The organism is Rhodococcus sp. NPDC127593, assembly GCF_042671975.1.
GTDB lineage: Bacteria > Actinomycetota > Actinomycetes > Mycobacteriales > Mycobacteriaceae > Rhodococcus_F.
The window spans coordinates 146,839-165,595 of sequence record NZ_JBHXWI010000011.1; the positions used below are offsets into that span (position 1 = coordinate 146,839).

Genomic DNA, 18,757 nt, shown 5'->3' on the forward strand with positions numbered 1-18,757 from the left:
CGACCACGAGTCCCGTTCCATCGACGAAAGAGGCCGAACGCGTGCCCACGAATTCACTTCGCTCCGTGCTCGACTGGCTACGCGCCGGGTACCCCGAGGGAATCCCGGCTAAGGACCATTTCGCGCTGCTGGCCGTGCTGCGTCGCCGTCTCACCGACGACGAGATCGAACAGGTCGTCGCGCTGTCCATCGAGATGGCCCACGAGACACCCGAACGCCACGTCGACTACGACAACATCCGCCGCCTCATCAGCGAGATCACCCACGAGGAACCCTCCGAGGACGACGTCGCCCGGGTGACGGAGAACCTCGAGGCCGGAGGGTGGCCGGTCGGACCCGACGCCGAATGCGGCGAAGGTTCCGGCGACACGGAAGAAATCCGCGACGCAGGCTAGCCATGAGCCTTCCACCGTTTCTCTCCTCCATCATCGGCTGGCTGCGAGCCGGCTACCCGAACGGCGTGCCCGAGCAGGACTACATTCCGTTGTTCGCGCTGCTCACCCGCCGTCTGTCGGAAGACGAGGTGGACGCCGTCGCCGACGCCCTCGTCGAGGAGGGCGACCTTCCCATCGAGAAGACCGACATCCAGGTGCTCATCACCAAGGTCACCGACGAGTTGCCGCTCGAGTCGGACGTCGACCGGGTGCGCAGCAACCTCGCCGCAGGCGGCTGGCCGCTTGCCGGGCCAGCCCAGTGATGCGATGGCCGCTTGCCGGGCCGGCCCAGTGAGCGAACTGCAGGTCCTGCCCGTCCCGTCGGGCGCCGGGGTTCTCGACATCCTGCCGCAGCTGTCGGCGATCCTCGACGGAACCGCCCCCGCCGCGCTCCCCGTCCCCGCCGCTGACGAGCGGGAGACCCGCCGACTGACGGACGCACTGCGCCCCGGGGAGCCGATCGACGAGGGTGTCGCACTCGTGGTCGCGACGTCCGGCACGACCGGAGTGCCGAAGGGGGCCATGCTCTCCGCGGCCGCCCTCCGTGCCAGCGGTGACGCGACACACGCGCGCCTCGGCGGTCCGGGCGCCTGGCTGCTGACGCTTCCCGCCCACCACATCGCAGGCATGCAGGTGTTGCTGCGCAGTGTCCTCGCGGGCACCGAGCCGGTGGTGATCGACGTGACCGACGGCTTCGACCCCGGTGCGCTGCCCGCCGCAGTCGCGTCGATGAGCGGTCCCCGCCGCTACACCTCGCTCGTTCCGACCCAGCTGGTCAAGGCCCTCGACCACCCCGACGCGGTGGCGGCACTGGCCGCACTCGACGCCGTCCTCCTCGGCGGCGCCGCGACCCCCGCCCCGGTCCTGCGGCGCGCCGTCGACGCCGGCATCACCGTCGTCCGCACGTATGGAATGAGCGAGACGTGCGGTGGATGCGTGTACGACGGGGTGCCCCTCGACGGCGTCCGGGTGCGGATCGACGGTGACGGCCGCGTCCTCCTCGGTGGGCCCATGCTCGCGTCCGGTTACCGCGGCCTCCCCGACCATCCGGCGTTCGCCGAACCCGGCTGGTTCCGCACCGACGACGCGGGCGCCGTCACCGACGGCGTCCTCAGCATCTCCGGCAGGCTCGACGAGGCCATCTCCACCGGCGGTCTCACCGTCGTCCCGCAAGTGGTCGAGGCGGCCCTCGTCGCGCACCCCGCGGTCCGGGAATGCGCGGTGATCGGCCTCCCCGACGAGCGACTGGGGCGCCGCGTCACCGCCGTCGTCGTCGCCGAGCCCGGCACCGAACCGACACTCGCCGAACTCCGCTCCTTCGTCGAACGCACCCTCGACCCCACCGCCGCCCCACGCGAACTGCACCTCGTCGACGCCCTCCCCCTCAGAGGTCCGGGGAAGATCGACCGGCGAGCGCTGGAATCGCGGTTCGGCTAGCGGTTCGCCCGTCTGCGTAGTTGCACACCGATTCGCCAGATTCCCGTGCAATTGCGTGTGATTCCAGCCATTCGGTGGGCGGGAATGGGTCACCGGCGCCGCGAGCGGGCACACGCGCGCTCGAATCGCGCCTTCACGGCGTCGAACCGCCCGAGGTCCGCCCACACCCACCGGATCACCTCGAGGCCCGTGTCGCGTATCGCATCCTCCCGCAACTTCTCCTTCGCCACGATGTCGGCCGATTGCCCGGAGCCGAATCTGTACTTGCCCGTCCCGTCGAACTCGCCGACAACTCCCCAGCGCTCCCAGAAGAAGTCGACGCGGCCGACGAACGCACCTACGTCGGTGCGCACTTCGTGTTGCAGCTCGGGCTCCGGCATCCCACACTCGCGCATCCTGATTCGACTGAGCGACTCACCAGGACTCTCACTGCCTCCGTCCAACAGAGCCACTGCGCGGCGCGCGGCACCGATGCCTTTGCGACGCCCGTGACGCTCCACCACAGCCTGGACGTCGCCGATCGACAGACCGCCTCGATGCAACGCGCAATCGCCGATCACGACGGCCTGGTCCAACGATTCCGATCGCGCCACGTCCACCACGGTCCGGGCGAGCGAGGTCACTGCCACGCCGTCGATCTCCGTCACATCGTCACGGTCGAGTGGAGCGATGTGAAAGTGCAGTGTCGCGGTCCGTCGGCCGCCCGATCGACGCTCCCGGCTCAGGTGCACCCGATCGAGGTTCACCGCACCGACATCGAGTCCGTGAAGGACGGCGGCGGACGCGTGGCTGACCACGACCTCACCCCCGTGCGCCACGACGGCCGCAGCGACCCGGGCTCGGTGCATCTCAACCGCATCCAGTGATGCCGCGCTGTCGCAGTGGAGGTAGGCACCCGCAGCCACGGCGACCAGTTGTCCCGACGTCCTCGCGCGACGCAGGTCCGGGTCGGTGATTCCGTCGGCCAATGCATGGCGGCGAAAGATCAGGTCCTCTGCTCTCATATCGAGCATCCTGCACCCTGCTCGACGCCGGCCGCCCTCTCCGACCGGGGAAAACAGTCCACCTGTGGATAACCGACTGGTTGTGGAAAACCACATCCGCACACCGATTCGTCAGATTCCGACGCAATTGCCCCCGATTCCGGCCAATGTCTGTGAATCCGCAGGACAACGGCGTCCGCAAGGCCGTGCAAGAGGCGTGCAAGCCCGCTGCAAGGGGTGGGCTGCATCGTCTACGGCATGAACCTCACTGCAACTCCCCCAGCCATCGAGGCCGACGGGCTCGTGAAGCTCTTCGGCCGTCAGCGCGCCGTCGACGGCGTGAGCCTGTCCGTTCCGACCGGGTCGGTGTACGGAGTGCTCGGCCCGAACGGCGCCGGCAAGACCACCACGGTGCGAATGCTTGCGACGCTGTTGCGTCCGGACGGCGGCGAGGCTCGCGTCTTCGGCCACGACGTGGTGCGCGAACCGAACGCGGTGCGCTCGCTGGTCGGTGTCACGGGCCAGTACGCGTCCGTCGACGAGGACCTGTCGGCGGTCGAGAATCTGGTGATCTTCGCCCGGCTGCTCGGGCTCAGCCGGGGTGATGCCCGCCGCAAGTGCGCGGAACTGCTCGAGGAGTTCGACCTCATCGAGGCGGCGACGAAGCCGCTGAAGAACTTCTCGGGCGGCATGCGCCGACGTCTGGACCTGGCGGCCAGCCTGATTGCCCATCCCCCGCTGTTGTTCCTCGACGAGCCGACGACGGGTCTGGACCCTCGGACGCGCGCCCAGATGTGGGACACCATCCGCAGGCTGGTCGCGGAAGGGTCGACGGTGCTGCTCACCACGCAGTACCTCGACGAAGCGGATCAGCTGGCCGACCGGATCGCCGTCATCGACCACGGAAAGGTGATCGCGGACGGCACGGCCGACGAGCTGAAGGCGTCCGTGGGCATCTCCTCGCTGCAGTTGACCCTGGCCGACCGCGGACAGACCGACGACGCGCGTTCGGTGATCGCACACACCCTCGGTGTGGACGTGGCGATCACGCCGGAGATCGGCCGCCTCACCGCGCCGATGACCGATCCGTCGCTCACCGTGGACCTCCTGATCCGACTGCGCGACCACGGGATCGCCGTCGACGAGATCACCGTCCAGAAGCCGAGTCTCGACGAGGTCTTCCTCACCATCACCGGCCACGGCGCAGACGCCACTGAGGCCGACACCGAACGGAGCGTCGCATGACCACCACCCTCGAATCCCGCACTTCCGCGGGCCCCCGACCGATTCCGGAGGCCCGGAACCGAATCAGCCTCGAGCAGTCCGTCGCCAACACGCTGACCATGGCGTACCGGGGACTGCTCAAGATCAAGCACAACCCGGAACAACTGTTCGACGTCGTCGTCCAGCCGATCATCTTCACGTTGATGTTCACGTACATCTTCGGTGGCGCCATCTCCGGCGACGTGGCGTCGTATCTGCCGATCATCATCCCGGGCATCCTGGTCCAGACGGTGATCACCACGTCGATAGTGACGGGGACCCAACTGCGGGAAGACATGGACAAGGGCGTCTTCGACCGCTTCAAGTCCCTGCCGATCGCCCGCATCGCGCCGCTGTCCGGTGCGCTCCTCGCCGACGTCGTGCGGTACGGCATCGCCACGACCATCACGTTCGCCGTCGGTATCGCGATGGGTTACCGGCCCGGCGGCGGTGTCGTCGGGGTCGTGTCGGCAGGCGCGCTCGTCATCGTCTGCGCCTTCTCGATCAGCTGGATCTTCGCCCTGATGGGCGTCCTGATGAGCAAAGCGTCGTCGGTGCAGGGCATTTCGATGCTCATCCTGTTTCCGCTGACGTTCATGTCCAACGCATTCGTGCCCGCCGACACGATGCCGGGCTGGATGCAGGCGTTCGTCAACGTCAACCCCGTGTCGCACGTCGTGACCGCGGTGCGTGAACTCGTCAACGACGGCCACTTCGGTGTCCACGTCGTGTGGGCGCTGCTCGGCGCCGCCGTGATCGTCGCGATCATGGCTCCACTGACGGTCCGGACCTACATGCGTAAGGCCTGACACCCGAAGAACGAAGCGAGCCGGTGGACGCGGGGTCCACCGGCTCGCTTCGCCTATTTCTCCAGTTCGGGGGCGTCCGCCTGCAACTCCCCCACCTCGGTCTTGAGGATCCGCATCGACCGTCCCAGGCCGCGGGCGGCGTCCGGAAGCTTCTTCGACCCGAACAGCACCACGAGCACCACCGCGATGATCGCCCAGTGGCTCGGGCTCAGCGCCCCCACTACTGGGGCTCCTCACCGTCGGGGTACACGGCGTCCACCTCGACCTCGACGAGCCAGCCCGCCGCAGGCAGGCTCGCGACCTCGAGCGCGAACCGGCTGGGACGCGCGGAGTTCCGTTCCATCGGGGCGGCCGGTTCCGCGGTGCCGAGCGGGACCAGTTCGGTGTCACCGGTGTCGAGGTTGGTGTTCGCGAAGAACTGCCGGTAGGCGCGGTTCCAGCCGGCGTAGTCGGCGCGGTCTGTGCCGGGGGCGTTGTCGAGGAACACCCGCATGGTCACGACGTCCTCGAGCGTGAGGCCCTGCGCCTCGAGATTGTCGCGAATCCGCTTCAGCGCGTTGATGCCCTGCGCTTCGGTGATCGTGACTCCGGCCGGGAGTGCGCCGCCCGAGAATACGTCGGTGTCGATGTACGACTCGGGGGTTCCCTCGGGTGCGGCCTTGTTGGACGCGCCCGGGCCGATGCCGCTCGACTTGTAGACGGCGGTGCCGCCACCGATGGCCACACCCTGCGCGATCATCGGATTCGCCTCGCCGGCTTCGAGAACGGACTTGGAGACGAAGGTGCTGCCGGGCGCTTCCGCTGCAGCCTCCTCGGAGGAGCACGACGTCGCCCCGGCGATCAGAGCGGATGCGGCAAGCGCCGCGGTGACGGCCTTGGTACGAAAAGACTTCACAGTGCACAACTCCTTGTTCGAGGGGAAGGTCAGGCTTCCTGGGCCACGCGCTCGTGGATGTGGGTGACGACGTCGCGGGCGGACGTCAGGGCGCCGTGCTGCCAGGCGATGGCGTTGGACAGGTGGTCGCCGGCGAAGTAGATCTTGTCGACGGGTTCGAGCAGCTTCTCGTACTCGGGAGTGGCCGCCCCGCCGTGCGAGCCGCCACTGCCCGCCCAGTTGGCCCAGGCGCTCTCGGAATATTTGGTGCGCCGCCAGCTGCCCGAGAACGACGACGAGATGTCGCGGGTGTACTTGTCGCCGTGGATCTCCGAGCCCTCCGCGATCGCCTTGGCGAGCCGCTGGCGGTGCGTGAGGGACTCGAACGCCTCCTGCCGCTTGCCGCTGCTGTAGTAGGCGACGACCACGCCCCGGTCGGAGTTGTAGTGGTCGTACGGGAACATGATCTGCGAGATGTCCTTGTCGGTGTTGGATGCGCCGCCGTAGATGCGGTCCTCCGTCTCCCACCACCGGCGCGAGTACTCGATGCCGAGCTTCCCGGACGACGACGGCTTGGCCGCCTTCAGCGCGGTGAGCACGTCGGCGGGCAGATTGTTCTGGAGTCGTCCGACGAGGTGCGGCGGGATCGTGCAGATCGCGTAGTCGGCGGTGATCGACTTCTTCGAGCCGCCGGCGGTGTATTCGACGGTGACGCCTTCGGACACGTTCTTCATCGACGTGACCTCGGCTCCGAAGACGATGTTGTCGGTGCCGATCCTGTCCTGGAACGCGTAGTAGATCCGGTCCATGCCGCCGACCGGAGAGAACATCATCATCGCCTGGTCGTAGCCGAAGTCGAAGCTGAAGTTGCGGCCGATGCCGCTGCGGATCACTTCCTGCATCGCGAACGGCTTCTTCTCGGTGCCGAAGTTCAGGCCGGCTCCGGGCTCGGAATCGTAACCGCGACGCGAGGATCCGAGGTAGCGGCCGTCGTCCGACAGGTCACCGAAGTCACTGAGGAACTCCGACAGCGCGTCCTTGTCCTCCCGGCTCAGCACCTGGTCCAGGGCGCCCTGATCGGTGGCCTTCTTCAACAGCTCCGACATGTAGCCGAACGTGTCGGCCTTCGCGGCCCGGTAGGTGACGGACTGCCCCGACAGCGACGTGTCGCTCTCGTAGTTCACGAACGTGTTGGCGTTCTGGTTCCCGAAGCCCTGGATCTCGACGCCGAGTTCGCGGCAGTAGTCGAGCGTGATGTGGCTCTGCGGGATGCGGGTGGCGCCGACGTTGTAGAAGTGGCCCTCCGAGAACGTGCACTTCTGCGTCTCGCCGCCCAGGTCCGTCTCCTCGGTGCCGCCCCGGGCGGTCCAGACCCGGCCACCGGGCCGGGTGCGCGCCTCGAGGACCGTCACCGTGTATCCGGCCTTCTGCAGTTCGAACGCCGAACACAGACCGGCCGGGCCGCCGCCGAGCACCACCACGGAGTGATTGCCCTTCACCTTCCCGATCAGATCGCCGGCCGCGAGCGGCTGGAAGGCGCGGGCGGGCGCGGCGGTCGACGGTGCGAGCCCGAGCGTCGACATCGCCCCGTACGCGAGGCCCGCGCCCCCGGTGGCCCCGAGGCCCTTCATGAAAGATCTACGTGTGAATGCCAATTCGCGCTCCCATTCTTGCGCCCGGCGACCCGGGTAACTTGTCCGGATTCATCCTGGGAGGGAGGCGAGTCGGGCAGTTGTCGGCGGCGAAACAGTCTGAGGCCGGCGAGCGAGAACGGGCGCGTGCCGTTCTCACTCCCGAGTCGGAGTTCGACCCGAAACCGAAACTTTTCGGCAACACGACCCGGCTAGTTTCACGCGCATGTCAGCCCTTTCCGACGCGATCGCGCGTTCGTTCGCCACCCGCGAGCCCGAACGTCAGGCCCTGTCGCCGTTGCGCGCGCTGGGCCGGCGGCAGTTGTCCGGCTTCGAGGTTCTCGCGCAGTCGGTGGCCACGACGGCTCCGGCGGTGTCGATGGTGGTCCTGCCCGTCACCATGTTCACCCACCAGATGCTGCTGAGCGGTCTGATCACGATCGTCGTCGCGACGGTGGTGGTCTCCCTGATCGCGGTGTGTGTCTCGCAGTTCACGCGCCGCATGGCGGCCGCGGGCGGCCTCTACAGTTTCGTGTTCCAGGGCCTCGGCACGCGAGCCGCGCTGACCGCCGGGGTCGCCATGCTCACCAAGTACGTGGGCAGTGCGGTGATGACGCTGTACCACGGTGGCCAGGCCGTGATCGCGATGCTCGGCTTCTTCGGTCTGGAATTGCGTGACCCCGCCGAGCGTCTCCTCGTCTATGCCGGGATCGCGATCGTGATCCTCGGCTGCCTGGTCCGGGGGGTGCGGTTCGCGGCCCTCGCCATCCTCGCCGTCGAATCGTGCTCGTTGCTGTTCATCGTCGGTCTGATGATCGTGACCGGCGCGGGCGGCCAGCACGCCGCGGTGCCGCCGTCCGAGTCCGCGTACGGGCCGCTGCTCATGACGCTGGCCGCGGTGTTCGCCCTGGCCGGCTTCGAGAGCGCCACGTTCTTCGGTCCGGAGGCCAAGCGCCCGCTCGCCACCGTCACCCGCACCGTGATGCTCACGCCGATGATCTGCGGCGGCCTGTTCATCTTCTCGGCGTGGGCCGCCTGGTCCGGTCGCACGGACACCCTGGTCAACGCTTATCTGCACGGCACCGGCACCGGGGTCGACCCGGCCGTGGTGATCGCCCTGAACCTCGGGTTGGGCACGTCGTGGCTGGCGTCGGCGATGGCGTCGTCGAATGCCGCGTCGCGGCTGCTGTATTCGATGGGGATCGAACGGGTCGTCCCGCGTCTGTTCGCCCGGGTACACCGCAGCTATCGCACTCCGTACGCGGCGCTGGCCGTCATCGTGTGCGCCGTGTGCGCCGGTGCCGCAACGTTCGGCATCGTCGGGAAATCGACCGGATTCGGTCACGTGCAGCTGATCGCCAGGACTGCGGTGGTCGCGGCGTACGTCCTGGTGGCCGTGGCGTCGGTGCGGTTCCTCAACCGGATCGGGGAGCACACCCCTCTCGTCCTGGCAGCGGGAGTCGCGGGCAGCGCCGCCGGCGGAATCGTCCTGGCCTACATGCTGTTCGTGAACGTGGCCCACGGCTTTTCGATGGTCCCCACCGTGGTGCTGACCCTGTTGCTGTCGGGTTCGGTGTGGCAGCTGTACCTGCGATGGCGCCACCCGGCGACTGTGCGGTCGATGGGTGTGTTCGACACCGCGGAAACGGACGATGTGCTGCCGGGAGCCGGGGTGTTCGCCACGGACGCCGCCGGAAACCTCGCGTTGACGGCGGCTGGACGTACCCCCGGGTCCCGGTGATGGGCGCCCGAGCCGGGGAGATCGCGGGCCACGAACCACGCGCCGTGCAGAAGGCACTCGCTTTGCTCGAGGCCGTAGCTCAGCTCGGGTCCGGGGCGACCGCGCGAGACATCGCCGCACACGCGGGGATCCCCCAGGCCACGGCGTACCGGCTGCTCAATCTCCTGACCGCCGACGGCTATCTGGTGCGGATCGCCGATCTGTCCGGGTTCGCGCTGGGCCGCAGGACCAGGCAGCTCGCGGGGGCGGATGCGGCGCCGGACCCGGTCGACCACCACGCTGTACTCGAAGAGCTGCGGGAGCAGGTGCGTTTCGGGGTCCATCTGACGTCGTTCGCGGGCGGCCGGGTGAGACTGATCGACCGGGACCCCGACCACGAACTCAGCGGCGAGAAAACGATCGCCACGCACCTGCACGCGTCCGCCATCGGCAAGATCCTCCTCGCGTCCCGTCCGGACCTGGTGCCGCCGAGTCTGCGCCGGGTCACGTCGCGGACCATCATCGACATCGGCGCGCTGCAGGGCGAACTCGACACCGTCCGTCACACGGGTTCGGCCCGAGAGGTCGACGAGGTGCGGGTGGGCCGCAGCGCCGTCGCCGTCCCGGTGCACGACGCGCAGAACACGGTGGTCGGTTGCCTCGCGGCGATCGGCAAGACCGGACGCCTGGCCGTCGACGATCCGGAACTCACCGACCTCCTGCGCTCGTGCGCGGCCCGGGTGAGCGGCCGGGTCCCCGCCTGAGGCCGGGCACTCATTTCGAACTGGCGAGCAGGTCCAGGATTTCGGCGCGCACCGCGCGACGCGACCAGTTGCCGAACCGCTTCTGCGCCGACTCCCAACGGTCCGCGCCCACCCGCTCGAGTGCGAACGCGAGGTGCCGGGGGTGTCGCAGCGAGGCGATGTCCTGCCGGGCACGGGCCCGGACCGACAACGCCAGCAAGGCGAGGCCCCGATCCGGATCACCGGCAGCGAGCTCGAAGCAACCGACACCGGCCGCGACGGCTCCGGTGACCGGCAGATCCTGGTAGGCACCCTGTCCCAACCTGGACAGCGCTGCCTCCGCGAGCTTCGGCACGAACTCCACCATCATCTCGGACCGGCCGTGCAGCACGTGAGCGCACACCACCGACGCCGCCAGCATCATTCCGAACGGATCGGCGAACGGCTCGGACAGCATCCGGGGATACACCATGTCCAGCGCCTCACGATAGAGGGCTAGCCCGCGTTCGACGTCGCCGTCCGCGAGATCGATTTCCGCGAGACTGCCGGTGGCGGCGGCCCGCCATTCGTCCGGCCGGTGGTCGTCCGTCCCCGTGCCCGCACCGCGATGCTCGAGTACCGTCTCGGCCAGCACTTTCCGGCCGGCCTCCACGTCACCGTCGGCGATCAGCGCAGAGGCCTGGAAGCCCCACAGCTGATCCGCCTCCTCCTGCGCACCCAGCTTCCGCATGCCCTCGACAGCGTCCTGATAGTGCCGCACCGCGTCCCGGTACTCGCCGGACTGGCTGTGCAGTGAACCGAGGAACTGCGACGCCATCGCTGTGCCCCACACGTCACCGATCGCCCCGCACAGTTCGGACACGGTCGCGGCATCCTTCATCGCGCCGCGGAAGTCGCCGAGGTTCTCACGCATGCTTGCCCGCGCGGACATCGCGGCCGCGCGGGTCTCCGGATCGTCGGAGCGCACGCCTTCCGCGACGATCCTGGCCAGGCGCCGTCCCGAACCCAGCGACAGGATGAGCCGCACCGCGAACCCGGTGATCGATGGAACGTCGGGGCGCTCCCGGAGCAGGTGACGCAGCCGGATCCGGGTGCGGGCGAGCGTGCGCGTCTGGCCGCCGAACACCAGGTGCATCGCCGCGAGCAGGAACGTGTACGCCACCAATTCCGAACCGACGTCCGCCAGGTCCGCGTCCGCCGTCGACCCGAGAATGCGCGGCGTCCAGTTCATCACCTCCGAGTGCGCGCCCCGAATGGCCCACAGGCCGCCCAGCACCGGGAACACGGTCGCCACCGTCTCGGCGTCGTCGCGCTCGACCGCCCACCTGAGGACCGCGAGCAGGTTGTCGTGATCGGCGTCGATGTCGTCCGCGAGCGCGACCTGGTCGGTGCGGCACCGGCGGAGCGCCTCGGACGCGAACTGACTTACCCAAACCCCTTGGCGGGCAAAAACTTCCGATTCCTCGCCGACCGCCGCGAGCTGTTCCTCACCGTATTCGCGCACCGTCTCGAGCATGTAGTAGCGCAGCGTGTCCGATGTCTCCGACACGGACAGCAGGGATTGATTCACGAGGCCCTCGACGGCGTCCACGACGTCGTCGACGCCGTCCCACTCCGCGATCGTCCGGGCGGCGTCGAGGGTGAACCCCGCCGGGAACCGGCAGAGTCTGCGCAGCGCGATCTGCTGTTGCTCGCCCAGCAGCTGCCAGCTCCAGTCGATGACGGCGTGCAGGGTGCGGTGCCGCGCGGGCGACGTCGGGTCGTGCGACCGCAGCAGCGCGAACCGGTGCTCGAGCCGTCGGCCGATGTCCTCGACACTCATGCTGCGTACCCGCGCGGCGGCCAGTTCGATCGCGAGCGGGAGACCGTCGAGGGTGCGGCAGACACTGCGCACGGTCTCCGGGTCGAGGCGCGCCGTGGGCCGCACGGCGCGGGCGCGCGCCGTGAACAGTTGCACGGCCGGCGCCTCGTCGTCGTCGATCGCGAGCGGCGGCAGCGGGTACACGGTCTCGGACGCGAGCATGAGGGGTGACCGGCTGGTGGCGAGGACGGTCAGCTGGTCGCCCGCCGCCACCAGGTCGGCCACGACCTCGGAGCAGGCGCCGATGACGTGCTCACAGTTGTCGAGGATCAGGAGCATCGGCCCCGCCGACAACGCTTCCCGAAGCCGCTCCCGCGCCGAATGGACGCGGCTGACGGTGAGCCGGCCCGGCGCGATGTCGACCTCGCTGAGCCCGAGCGTGCTGCTGATCGCCGCCACGACGTCCTCGCTGCTGCGCAGCGACGCGAGTTCCACCAGAGCCACGGACGTCCCCACGGCGGCCCGCGCACCCAGTTCGTGCGCGAGTCGCGTCTTGCCGGCACCGCCGGGCCCGAGGATGGTCACCACCCGCGAGGACGTGAGCAACCTCTCGATCTCCGCGATGTCCGAGTCGCGCCCCAGGAGGGCATTGGGTGCCGCGCGGAGCCCGATCGCCGTCCGATCCGGCGACGCGAGGTGCGGAGCCGCCACCTCATCGGGACGTCCGCCGCGCAGGATCTCGGTGTGCAGGGCGACGAGCGCCGGCGACGGATCGGCCCCCAGCCGGGACACCATCCGCTTGCGGAAGGTCGCGAACACGTCCAGCGCCTCGTTGTCCCGCCCGAGCCCGGCGAGCGCCCGCATCAGGTGCGCGTGCGCCTGCTCGTCCAGAGGTTCGGCGGCGACGTGGCCCAGCGCCTTCGGGAGGACGCCGTCCCAGTCTTCGACCGCAACCAGCGCCGCCAGTTCCGCGGCCTCGAGCTGCCTCCGGATCACGGCGGCGTCGGCGGCGAGTTCCGTTGCGGTGGCACCGCCGGGAAGGTCGGCGCCCGGGTCTCCCCGCCACAACGCGAGGGCGTCGCGGATCTCGTCCGGCCCGACGCTGCGTCCGTTCCCCCGGCCCCTCAGCCGGCGTGCCACGTCCTCCGCGCGCGTCAGATCGACGGCGTCCCTGGGTACCGCCAGCCGGTAACCGGCCGGGCCGATCTCCAGCGCCCCGTCCGGCAACGCCGCGCGCAGACGGGAGACCTGCGTGTGCAGCGCATTCATCGGGGACCGCGGTGGATCCTCGCCCCACACCTCGTCGATGAGCGCCTGCGCCGACCGGCTCCGGCCGGGATCGCGGGCGAGAGCAACCAGCAGGCTGCGCGCGCGGGTGCCCGGCAGCGGTGCGAGCACGCCCGATCGCCACGTCGATACCTCACCCAACAAGGCGACCTGAATCGGTGTGCTTGCCGGTGCCACCCTCTCGTCCACGCTCATGTGCTGGTCCACCGCGTTCGATGGTATTGCACGGCGTGGGTGCGGGCGTCTTCTCGCTCGGTGCAAAGATCGGTACATGGCAACGGCTGCTCAATGGATCGAAGGCGCTCGTCCGCGCACCCTCCCGAACGCGATCGCCCCGGTGCTCGTTGGCACCGGCGCCGCGGCGTCGCTCGGCGGCGCGGTCTGGTGGAAGGCAGTGCTGGCACTGGTGGTCTCTCTCGCGTTGATCGTGGGCGTCAATTTCGCCAACGACTACTCGGACGGGATCCGCGGCACCGACGACGAGCGGGTGGGGCCGCTACGGCTCGTCGGGTCGAAGCTGGTGACACCGTCGGCGGTGAAGGCTGCGGCCATCGCCTGCTTCGGCGTCGCCGCGGTGGCCGGCCTGGTCCTCGCCGCGACCACCGCCTGGTGGCTCGTACTGATCGGCGCCCTGTGCATCGTGGGCGCCTGGTTCTACACGGGCGGCAAGAAGCCGTACGGCTACAGCGGCTTCGGCGAGGTCGCCGTCTTCGTGTTCTTCGGTCTCGTCGCCGTGCTGGGCACCCAGTACGTGCAGGCCGAGACGGTGGATTGGGCCGGTCTCGTGTCCGCGATCGCCGTCGGTTCGTTCTCGAGCGCGGTTCTCGTCGCCAACAATCTGCGGGACATTCCCACCGACACCGAATCCGGCAAGCGCACGCTCGCCGTCCGGCTCGGCGACTCGCGGACCCGCATTCTGCATCTCGTCACGCTGACGGTCCCGTTCGTGGTGACTCTCGTCCTGGTGCTGCGCACCCCCTGGGCGCTCGTCGGACTGCTCGCGCTACCTCTCGCGGTCCGGGCGAACGCGCCGGTCCGCTCCGGCGGCCTGGGCCTCGCACTGATTCCCGCGCTTCGGGATTCGGGGCTGGCGATGCTGATCTGGGGCGCCGCCACCGCCGTGGCCCTGTCGGCCGCCTGAGCGGCCCGCCGCGTCAGTCGCCGTCCGGGAGAAGGATGCCGAGGAGGAAGTTGACGATCGAGATGATCAGGCCTCCCCACAGTGCGGTCCAGAAGCCGTCGACGGTCAGGCCGTAATCGGTCTGGGAGCTCAGCCATGCGGTGAGCAGCAGCATCAGGGCATTGATCACCAGGGTGAACAGGCCGAGCGTCAGGATCAGCAACGGCAGCGACAGCAGCTTCACCAGTGGTTTGACGAAGATGTTGACGACGGTGAACACCAGCGCGATGCCGAGCAGCACCACGATGTCCCATCCGGTTCCGTTGCCCGAACTGGAGATGTCGATGCCCGACACCCAAGCTGCCGCCAGCCAGATCGCGAACGCGTTGATGACGAGGCGTACCAAGAAGGTCATGGGTGCATGCTGGCACATCGTTCGGACAAACGGGAACCGGATAACCCGGGACCCGCAGGGTCAGGCGGCGCGGTCGTCGAGGGCCGCGTGTACGCGACGGCGGAGTTCGCCGACACCGACCTGGACCTCGAGGATCTCCCGCGTCGTGCCGTCGGCCACCCGCAGCACTCCGAGGAAGATGTGCTCGGCGCCGATGTGATCGTCCTTGCGCGCCAGCGCCTCCCGCAGTGACAGTTCGATTGCCTTCTTGGCGTCGCGGGTGAACCCGATGTGCCCCGACTTCCGGCCGAACCAGCCGCGCTTCTCCGACGGCTCCTCGGGATCGAGGACGCCCTTGCCGAAGTTCTGCTCGAGGCTCTGGCGCACCGCGTCGAGGTCGATCCCGATCGATTCGAGCGCTTCCGCGTCGGCGTCGCTCAAGGCCGTGCCGTGCGTCGCGACGGTCGATCGCGACTTCTCCTCCTCGATACCGGCGTCGGCGAGGATGCCGTGGACGGGTTCGGTTTGCACGGACAGCAGCGCGAGCACGAGGTGTTCGGGCCCGATCTGTGGCGACTTCAGTGCGCGCGCTTCCTGTTGCGCGCCGATCACCACAGCCCGAGCGTCCGTCGAGAATCGTTCGAACATCCGCCGTTACCTCCCTCTCCGATTGTGCTTCTGATGGACGGCCTGCCTGCTCACCTCGAGGGAGTCGGCGATCGCCTGCCAGGACCAGCCCTGCGCGCGGGCGTTGGCGACCTGGATGGCCTCGAGCCGTTCGAGGAGACGCCGCAGCGCACGCACGGCCCGCAACCCCTCGGCGGGGTCGGGGCTGCCCGCTGCTGCGGCGAGCGTGGTTGCTTCGGTCATGTTGTCAATTTAGGTTGACACCGACCCAGGTGTCAACCCTTCTTGACAAATCTCGGAGCGGCCGTCAGTACGCCGCCACCGCCCCGTCGACGGCGATCTGCAGATCCTTCTGCACGACGTGGGCGATATCCATCGGTTTCGCCGGGAGGTCGAACAACGGCTCTCCGACGAAGACGCTGGCCGACTTCACGTTCTCGGTATCGGGCCCGTCGGCGTCCGGTCCGTAACTGATGCCGATGGACAGCAGCACGGGTGAGACTCCGCGATCTGCCGCACGTTTCGCGATGTGACCGACGCCGCTGTTGATGTGCTGCAGACGGGTCGGGTCGTCCTCGTTGCACGTGCCCTCGGGGAAGATCGCCAGGTTGTCACCGCGGCACAGGCGTTCGGCGGAGATGTCCATCATGAGCCGGCCCGCGTCGGCGACCGCCCGGAGACCGTAGTTCTTGCTGCGGAACACCGGGATACCGCCCATCATGTCGACCTTCTTGTGCAGGTCGGGGTCGACGAACAGTTCGTCCTTCGCGAGCACCCGGGTGCGTCCGATCGCGCGGCGCAGCGGCGTCTTCCAGGCCGTGGCCGCAAGCGTGTACTGATCGCTGTGGGTGATGTGATTGGCGGCGACGATCAACACCCTGCCGGACTTCACCAGCCCGGCCAGCTGCGCCTTCGCGTCGTCCGCGTACACGACCCGCGGCCGGTACTTGGCATACAGCGACGCGTACGCCAGCTTGGCGAGCACCCGATTCTGCTGATGGTCGCGGTAGTACGCGTACACCGCTTCGTAGTTCTCGAGAGTTACCTCGGGCTTCTCCATGCTCGTCCCCGCTCCGTCGTCCTAACGCCAGGCTACCAACCTACGGTTGCGTAGCCTACGGTGGAGTAAGTTTTGGGAAAGTGCAGGGAGACTGTGCGAACAGCACGATTTCGGGTACAAAAGACCTGTGATCCGCACGGCCATTTCCACCGACCTGCCCGCTCTGCAAGACATCGAAATCGCGGCGGGTGCGCCGTTCCGTGACATCGGAATGGACGCCGTAGCCGACGATCCCCCGTTCACACTCGACGAGCTGACCGAATACCTCCAGCTGGAGTGCATTTGGGTCGCGGTCGACCCAGACGATGCCCCGGTCGCCTATGCGCTCGTCGCCATGGTCGACGGGGGCGCGCACATCGAGCAGGTGTCGGTCCACCCCGGCCACGCCCGCCAGGGGCTCGGCGCCCTGCTCCTCGACGAGATCTCGTCGTGGGCGGCCGTCCGCGGACTGCCCGCCCTCACCCTCACCACGTTCGTCGACGTCCCGTGGAACGCCCCCTACTACGAGCGGCTGGGTTTCCGCCCGCTACTGGAAGACGCCCTGACCCCGGGCCTGTCCCGCATCCGCGCCGACGAGGCCCGGCACGGCCTCGCCGCGTGGCCGCGGGTCACGATGTCCCGCCCGGTGACGGCGCCGGTGCGTACCGCGCCTCAGCCGGGCTGAACGGGCCACTCCCCGGTCGCCGCGAAGCGATCGAGCACCGCCGCCGAACCCGTGAGGTCGATGCCCTCCCCGGCCACCCAGTCGTCGTCGAAGTAGGTGTCCGCGTAGCGTTCGCCGCCGTCGCACAGGATCGTGACCACACTGCCGGACCGTCCGGCCGCGAGCATCTCCGCGACGACCGTGAACGCACCCCACAGGTTCGTGCCCGTGGAGCCGCCGACCCGGCGACCCAGCACCGAACTGGCGTGCCGAGCCGTCGCGATGGACGCGGCGTCGGGCACCCGCATCATCCGGTCGATGACCTGCCCGACGAACGACGGCTCCACCCGCGGCCTGCCGATGCCCTCGATGCGCGAGGGCATCCCTGTCGCGAAGTCGCAGGAGTTGGTGTCGTAGCCGCCGAAGAACGCCGAGTTCTCCGGATCCACCACGAGCAGACGGGTCGCGTGCCTGCGGTAGCGGATGTACCGGCCCAGCGTCGCGCTGGTGCCGCCGGTGCCGGCGCTCATGACGAGCCACTCCGGCACGGGGTGTTCTTCACGAATCATCTGGTGGTAGATCGACTCGGCGATGTTGTTGTTGCCCCGCCAGTCGGTGGCCCGCTCCGCGTGCGTGAACTGGTCCATGAAGTGACCGTTCGTCTCCGCGGCGAGCCGCCGGGCCTCGCTGTAGATCTCCGGCGGCCGGTCGATGAAGTGGCAGCGACCGCCCTGCGCCTCGATGAGGGCAATCTTCGCGCCGCTCGTGCTGCGCGGCATGACTGCGACGAAGTCGAGGCCGAGCATCTTCGCGAAGTACGCCTCGCTGACGGCCGTGGATCCCGAGGACGCCTCGATCACCGTCGTCCCCTCGGTGACCCATCCGTTGCAGATCGCGTAAAGGAACAGCGACCGGGCCAGCCGATGTTTGAGGCTGCCCGTGATGTGGGTCGACTCGTCCTTCAGATAGAGCTGCACACCCCATTCGACGGGCAGCGGGTAGCGCAGCAGATGCGTGTCCGCGCTGCGCTGCGCGTCGGCGTCGATGAGGCGGACGGCGTTGTCCACCCAGTCACGCGGAAAACTCCGGTCGATGACGACGCAATCGCCGTCCGTCACCGGGACGTGCCCTCACCGCGGAGCCTGGCACGCAGATCGGCCTGGTCGGCGCGACGCTGCGCGTCGAACGCGGCGATCCCCTCGTTGACCCGCCGGCGGAGTTTCGCGAACAGCAGCAGCGACAGCGGGAGTGCGATGAGGACCGCGAAGATGGCCGCGACGAGCAGCGGCACGGCGACTCCGACGAGTGCGGCCACCCCGAGGATGATGGCGCCGATCACGACGACCAGCAGCAGCCGGGCGATCGAATAGATCGCGACGTCGCGCGCCAGCTGCCCCTTGGTCACCCGCCCGCCCTGCTTGGCCGGTGCGCTCGAATCGGCTGCACCGGGGCGCTCGACCTGGTCTTCTGGCTTCTCGGATGACTCACTCACGCTCCCAGGTTACCCATCGCCGAGGCCGCTCCTCACACGTCCGACTTATCCGATTTGTCTATTACCTCCCCTTTACCAACATTAGATCGTTCGAGTACCCGGGGTGCCAGATGCCACGATGACCCGAGATCAGTCGCAACAGCGGCCGGCTTCAGCACAGACCAGTCGAAAGCAGTGGAGGACCGTCGATGAGCGCACCCACCTACAACGGACCCGGATTCAGCGGATCCAACGAAGCCCTCATGACCCCGGGCCAGGTGGCTGCCCTGTTCCATGTCGACCCGAAGACCGTGACGCGATGGGCGCACGCGGGCCGGCTCGGATCGCTGCGCACCCCCGGCGGGCATCGCCGCTTCCGCGAGGCCGAGGTCATGCAGTTGCTCCGCTCCCTGACGACGGAGGCGGGCCGACCGTAGATTCGGAGGCGGGCCGACCGTAG

General features: G+C 68.7%; 21 protein-coding genes. 10 read left to right on the plus strand and 11 right to left on the minus strand.

Annotation, left to right across the window (positions count from 1 at the left end; translation table 11 throughout):
- The first annotated feature begins 41 nt into the window (after positions 1–41).
- Genes ACFVJ3_RS12770 through menE form a run of 3 tightly spaced genes read left to right on the plus strand, consistent with a single transcriptional unit; the run spans position 42 to position 1,871 of the window.
- Positions 42–395: a DUF3349 domain-containing protein gene (locus ACFVJ3_RS12770; RefSeq protein WP_378452383.1), complete on the plus strand. Its 354-nt coding sequence runs from the start codon at positions 42–44 to the stop codon at positions 393–395.
- A 2-nt stretch (positions 396–397) separates the two neighbouring features.
- Positions 398–697: a DUF3349 domain-containing protein gene (locus tag ACFVJ3_RS12775; RefSeq protein ID WP_005252058.1), complete on the plus strand. Its 300-nt coding sequence runs from the start codon at positions 398–400 to the stop codon at positions 695–697.
- 28 nt (positions 698–725) lie between these two features.
- The gene (menE, locus tag ACFVJ3_RS12780; RefSeq protein WP_378452384.1) at positions 726–1,871 is read left to right on the plus strand and encodes an o-succinylbenzoate--CoA ligase; all 1,146 of its coding nucleotides are present in this window, start codon (positions 726–728) and stop codon (positions 1,869–1,871) included.
- 89 nt (positions 1,872–1,960) lie between these two features.
- Here the strand turns inward: menE and ACFVJ3_RS12785 are convergent, their stop codons facing one another.
- The gene (locus ACFVJ3_RS12785; protein ID WP_378452385.1) at positions 1,961–2,875 is read right to left on the minus strand and encodes a hypothetical protein; all 915 of its coding nucleotides are present in this window, start codon (positions 2,873–2,875) and stop codon (positions 1,961–1,963) included.
- 237 nt (positions 2,876–3,112) lie between these two features.
- Between ACFVJ3_RS12785 and ACFVJ3_RS12790 the strand changes: the two genes are divergently transcribed.
- Both ACFVJ3_RS12790 and ACFVJ3_RS12795 read left to right on the plus strand, forming a co-directional pair.
- Positions 3,113–4,099, plus strand: a complete 987-nt coding sequence (locus ACFVJ3_RS12790) for an ATP-binding cassette domain-containing protein (RefSeq protein WP_378452386.1) — start codon at positions 3,113–3,115, stop codon at positions 4,097–4,099.
- Positions 4,096–4,926, plus strand: a complete 831-nt coding sequence (locus ACFVJ3_RS12795) for an ABC transporter permease (RefSeq protein ID WP_378452387.1) — start codon at positions 4,096–4,098, stop codon at positions 4,924–4,926. The genes ACFVJ3_RS12790 and ACFVJ3_RS12795 overlap by 4 nt, the downstream gene beginning before the upstream one ends.
- Before the next feature lie 53 nt (positions 4,927–4,979).
- Here ACFVJ3_RS12795 and tatA read toward each other — a convergent pair whose 3' ends face one another.
- The 3 genes from tatA to ACFVJ3_RS12810 are packed head-to-tail and all read right to left on the minus strand — an operon-like array spanning position 4,980 to position 7,431.
- Complete coding sequence (tatA, locus tag ACFVJ3_RS12800) at positions 4,980–5,147, minus strand: Sec-independent protein translocase subunit TatA (protein WP_005252050.1); 168 nt, start codon at positions 5,145–5,147, stop codon at positions 4,980–4,982.
- Positions 5,147–5,821, minus strand: coding sequence for a Rid family hydrolase (locus ACFVJ3_RS12805; RefSeq protein ID WP_072939958.1), 675 nt, complete (start codon positions 5,819–5,821; stop codon positions 5,147–5,149). Before ACFVJ3_RS12805 ends, tatA begins: the two co-directional genes overlap by 1 nt.
- 29 nt (positions 5,822–5,850) lie before the next feature.
- The gene (locus ACFVJ3_RS12810) at positions 5,851–7,431 is read right to left on the minus strand and encodes a flavin monoamine oxidase family protein (protein WP_378452438.1); all 1,581 of its coding nucleotides are present in this window, start codon (positions 7,429–7,431) and stop codon (positions 5,851–5,853) included.
- A gap of 226 nt (positions 7,432–7,657) precedes the next feature.
- Between ACFVJ3_RS12810 and ACFVJ3_RS12815 the strand changes: the two genes are divergently transcribed.
- Together ACFVJ3_RS12815 and ACFVJ3_RS12820 are read left to right on the plus strand one after the other, a co-directional pair.
- Positions 7,658–9,172: an APC family permease gene (locus tag ACFVJ3_RS12815; RefSeq protein ID WP_378452388.1), complete on the plus strand. Its 1,515-nt coding sequence runs from the start codon at positions 7,658–7,660 to the stop codon at positions 9,170–9,172.
- Complete coding sequence (locus ACFVJ3_RS12820; RefSeq protein WP_378452389.1) at positions 9,172–9,915, plus strand: IclR family transcriptional regulator; 744 nt, start codon at positions 9,172–9,174, stop codon at positions 9,913–9,915. The genes ACFVJ3_RS12815 and ACFVJ3_RS12820 overlap by 1 nt, the downstream gene beginning before the upstream one ends.
- A 10-nt stretch (positions 9,916–9,925) precedes the next feature.
- Here the strand turns inward: ACFVJ3_RS12820 and ACFVJ3_RS12825 are convergent, their stop codons facing one another.
- Positions 9,926–13,177, minus strand: a complete 3,252-nt coding sequence (locus ACFVJ3_RS12825; protein WP_378452390.1) for a BTAD domain-containing putative transcriptional regulator — start codon at positions 13,175–13,177, stop codon at positions 9,926–9,928.
- A 76-nt stretch (positions 13,178–13,253) separates the two neighbouring features.
- Between ACFVJ3_RS12825 and ACFVJ3_RS12830 the strand changes: the two genes are divergently transcribed.
- Positions 13,254–14,123 carry a 1,4-dihydroxy-2-naphthoate polyprenyltransferase gene (locus tag ACFVJ3_RS12830; protein WP_378452391.1) on the plus strand — a complete coding sequence of 290 codons (870 nt, stop codon included), beginning with the start codon at positions 13,254–13,256 and terminating at the stop codon, positions 14,121–14,123.
- Between the two features lie 13 nt (positions 14,124–14,136).
- Here the strand turns inward: ACFVJ3_RS12830 and ACFVJ3_RS12835 are convergent, their stop codons facing one another.
- From ACFVJ3_RS12835 to ACFVJ3_RS12850, 4 genes are all read right to left on the minus strand, one after another.
- Positions 14,137–14,517: a phage holin family protein gene (locus ACFVJ3_RS12835; RefSeq protein ID WP_378452392.1), complete on the minus strand. Its 381-nt coding sequence runs from the start codon at positions 14,515–14,517 to the stop codon at positions 14,137–14,139.
- A 60-nt stretch (positions 14,518–14,577) separates the two neighbouring features.
- On the minus strand, positions 14,578–15,144 hold the full coding sequence (locus tag ACFVJ3_RS12840) for a Clp protease N-terminal domain-containing protein (protein WP_378452393.1): 567 nt from the start codon (positions 15,142–15,144) through the stop codon (positions 14,578–14,580).
- 6 nt (positions 15,145–15,150) lie between these two features.
- Positions 15,151–15,366 carry a hypothetical protein gene (locus ACFVJ3_RS12845; RefSeq protein WP_005258323.1) on the minus strand — a complete coding sequence of 72 codons (216 nt, stop codon included), beginning with the start codon at positions 15,364–15,366 and terminating at the stop codon, positions 15,151–15,153.
- Positions 15,367–15,430: 64 nt separating this feature from the next.
- The gene (locus tag ACFVJ3_RS12850; protein WP_378452394.1) at positions 15,431–16,183 is read right to left on the minus strand and encodes a lysophospholipid acyltransferase family protein; all 753 of its coding nucleotides are present in this window, start codon (positions 16,181–16,183) and stop codon (positions 15,431–15,433) included.
- A 127-nt stretch (positions 16,184–16,310) separates the two neighbouring features.
- On the opposite strand from ACFVJ3_RS12850, the gene ACFVJ3_RS12855 reads away from it, so the two are divergent.
- Entirely contained in the window at positions 16,311–16,847 is a 537-nt protein-coding gene (locus ACFVJ3_RS12855; RefSeq protein WP_378452395.1) for a GNAT family N-acetyltransferase, read from the plus strand.
- On the opposite strand, the gene ACFVJ3_RS12860 is transcribed toward ACFVJ3_RS12855, so the two are convergent.
- Positions 16,835–17,944, minus strand: a complete 1,110-nt coding sequence (locus ACFVJ3_RS12860; protein WP_378452396.1) for a PLP-dependent cysteine synthase family protein — start codon at positions 17,942–17,944, stop codon at positions 16,835–16,837. The genes ACFVJ3_RS12855 and ACFVJ3_RS12860 overlap by 13 nt on opposite strands.
- Complete coding sequence (locus tag ACFVJ3_RS12865) at positions 17,941–18,318, minus strand: DUF4229 domain-containing protein (protein ID WP_378452397.1); 378 nt, start codon at positions 18,316–18,318, stop codon at positions 17,941–17,943. The genes ACFVJ3_RS12860 and ACFVJ3_RS12865 overlap by 4 nt, the downstream gene beginning before the upstream one ends.
- 188 nt (positions 18,319–18,506) lie before the next feature.
- Between ACFVJ3_RS12865 and ACFVJ3_RS12870 the strand changes: the two genes are divergently transcribed.
- Positions 18,507–18,734: a BldC family transcriptional regulator gene (locus ACFVJ3_RS12870; RefSeq protein ID WP_005252019.1), complete on the plus strand. Its 228-nt coding sequence runs from the start codon at positions 18,507–18,509 to the stop codon at positions 18,732–18,734.
- The last annotated feature ends 23 nt before the right edge of the window (positions 18,735–18,757 follow it).

Excerpts from the sequence above, each read along its gene's own strand:
- ACFVJ3_RS12775 (WP_005252058.1), top strand. The coding sequence starts at position 398 with ATGAGCCTTCCACCGTTTCTCTCCTCCATCATCGGCTGGCTGCGAGCC.
- ACFVJ3_RS12785 (WP_378452385.1), bottom strand. The coding sequence starts at position 2,875 with ATGAGAGCAGAGGACCTGATCTTTCGCCGCCATGCATTGGCCGACGGA.
- ACFVJ3_RS12790 (WP_378452386.1), top strand. The coding sequence starts at position 3,113 with ATGAACCTCACTGCAACTCCCCCAGCCATCGAGGCCGACGGGCTCGTG.
- ACFVJ3_RS12795 (WP_378452387.1), top strand. The coding sequence starts at position 4,096 with ATGACCACCACCCTCGAATCCCGCACTTCCGCGGGCCCCCGACCGATT.
- ACFVJ3_RS12810 (WP_378452438.1), bottom strand. The coding sequence starts at position 7,431 with ATGAAGGGCCTCGGGGCCACCGGGGGCGCGGGCCTCGCGTACGGGGCG.
- ACFVJ3_RS12815 (WP_378452388.1), top strand. The coding sequence starts at position 7,658 with ATGTCAGCCCTTTCCGACGCGATCGCGCGTTCGTTCGCCACCCGCGAG.
- ACFVJ3_RS12820 (WP_378452389.1), top strand. The coding sequence starts at position 9,172 with ATGGGCGCCCGAGCCGGGGAGATCGCGGGCCACGAACCACGCGCCGTG.
- ACFVJ3_RS12825 (WP_378452390.1), bottom strand. The coding sequence starts at position 13,177 with ATGAGCGTGGACGAGAGGGTGGCACCGGCAAGCACACCGATTCAGGTC.
- ACFVJ3_RS12830 (WP_378452391.1), top strand. The coding sequence starts at position 13,254 with ATGGCAACGGCTGCTCAATGGATCGAAGGCGCTCGTCCGCGCACCCTC.
- ACFVJ3_RS12835 (WP_378452392.1), bottom strand. The coding sequence starts at position 14,517 with ATGACCTTCTTGGTACGCCTCGTCATCAACGCGTTCGCGATCTGGCTG.
- ACFVJ3_RS12840 (WP_378452393.1), bottom strand. The coding sequence starts at position 15,144 with ATGTTCGAACGATTCTCGACGGACGCTCGGGCTGTGGTGATCGGCGCG.
- ACFVJ3_RS12845 (WP_005258323.1), bottom strand. The coding sequence starts at position 15,366 with ATGACCGAAGCAACCACGCTCGCCGCAGCAGCGGGCAGCCCCGACCCC.
- ACFVJ3_RS12850 (WP_378452394.1), bottom strand. The coding sequence starts at position 16,183 with ATGGAGAAGCCCGAGGTAACTCTCGAGAACTACGAAGCGGTGTACGCG.
- ACFVJ3_RS12870 (WP_005252019.1), top strand. The coding sequence starts at position 18,507 with ATGAGCGCACCCACCTACAACGGACCCGGATTCAGCGGATCCAACGAA.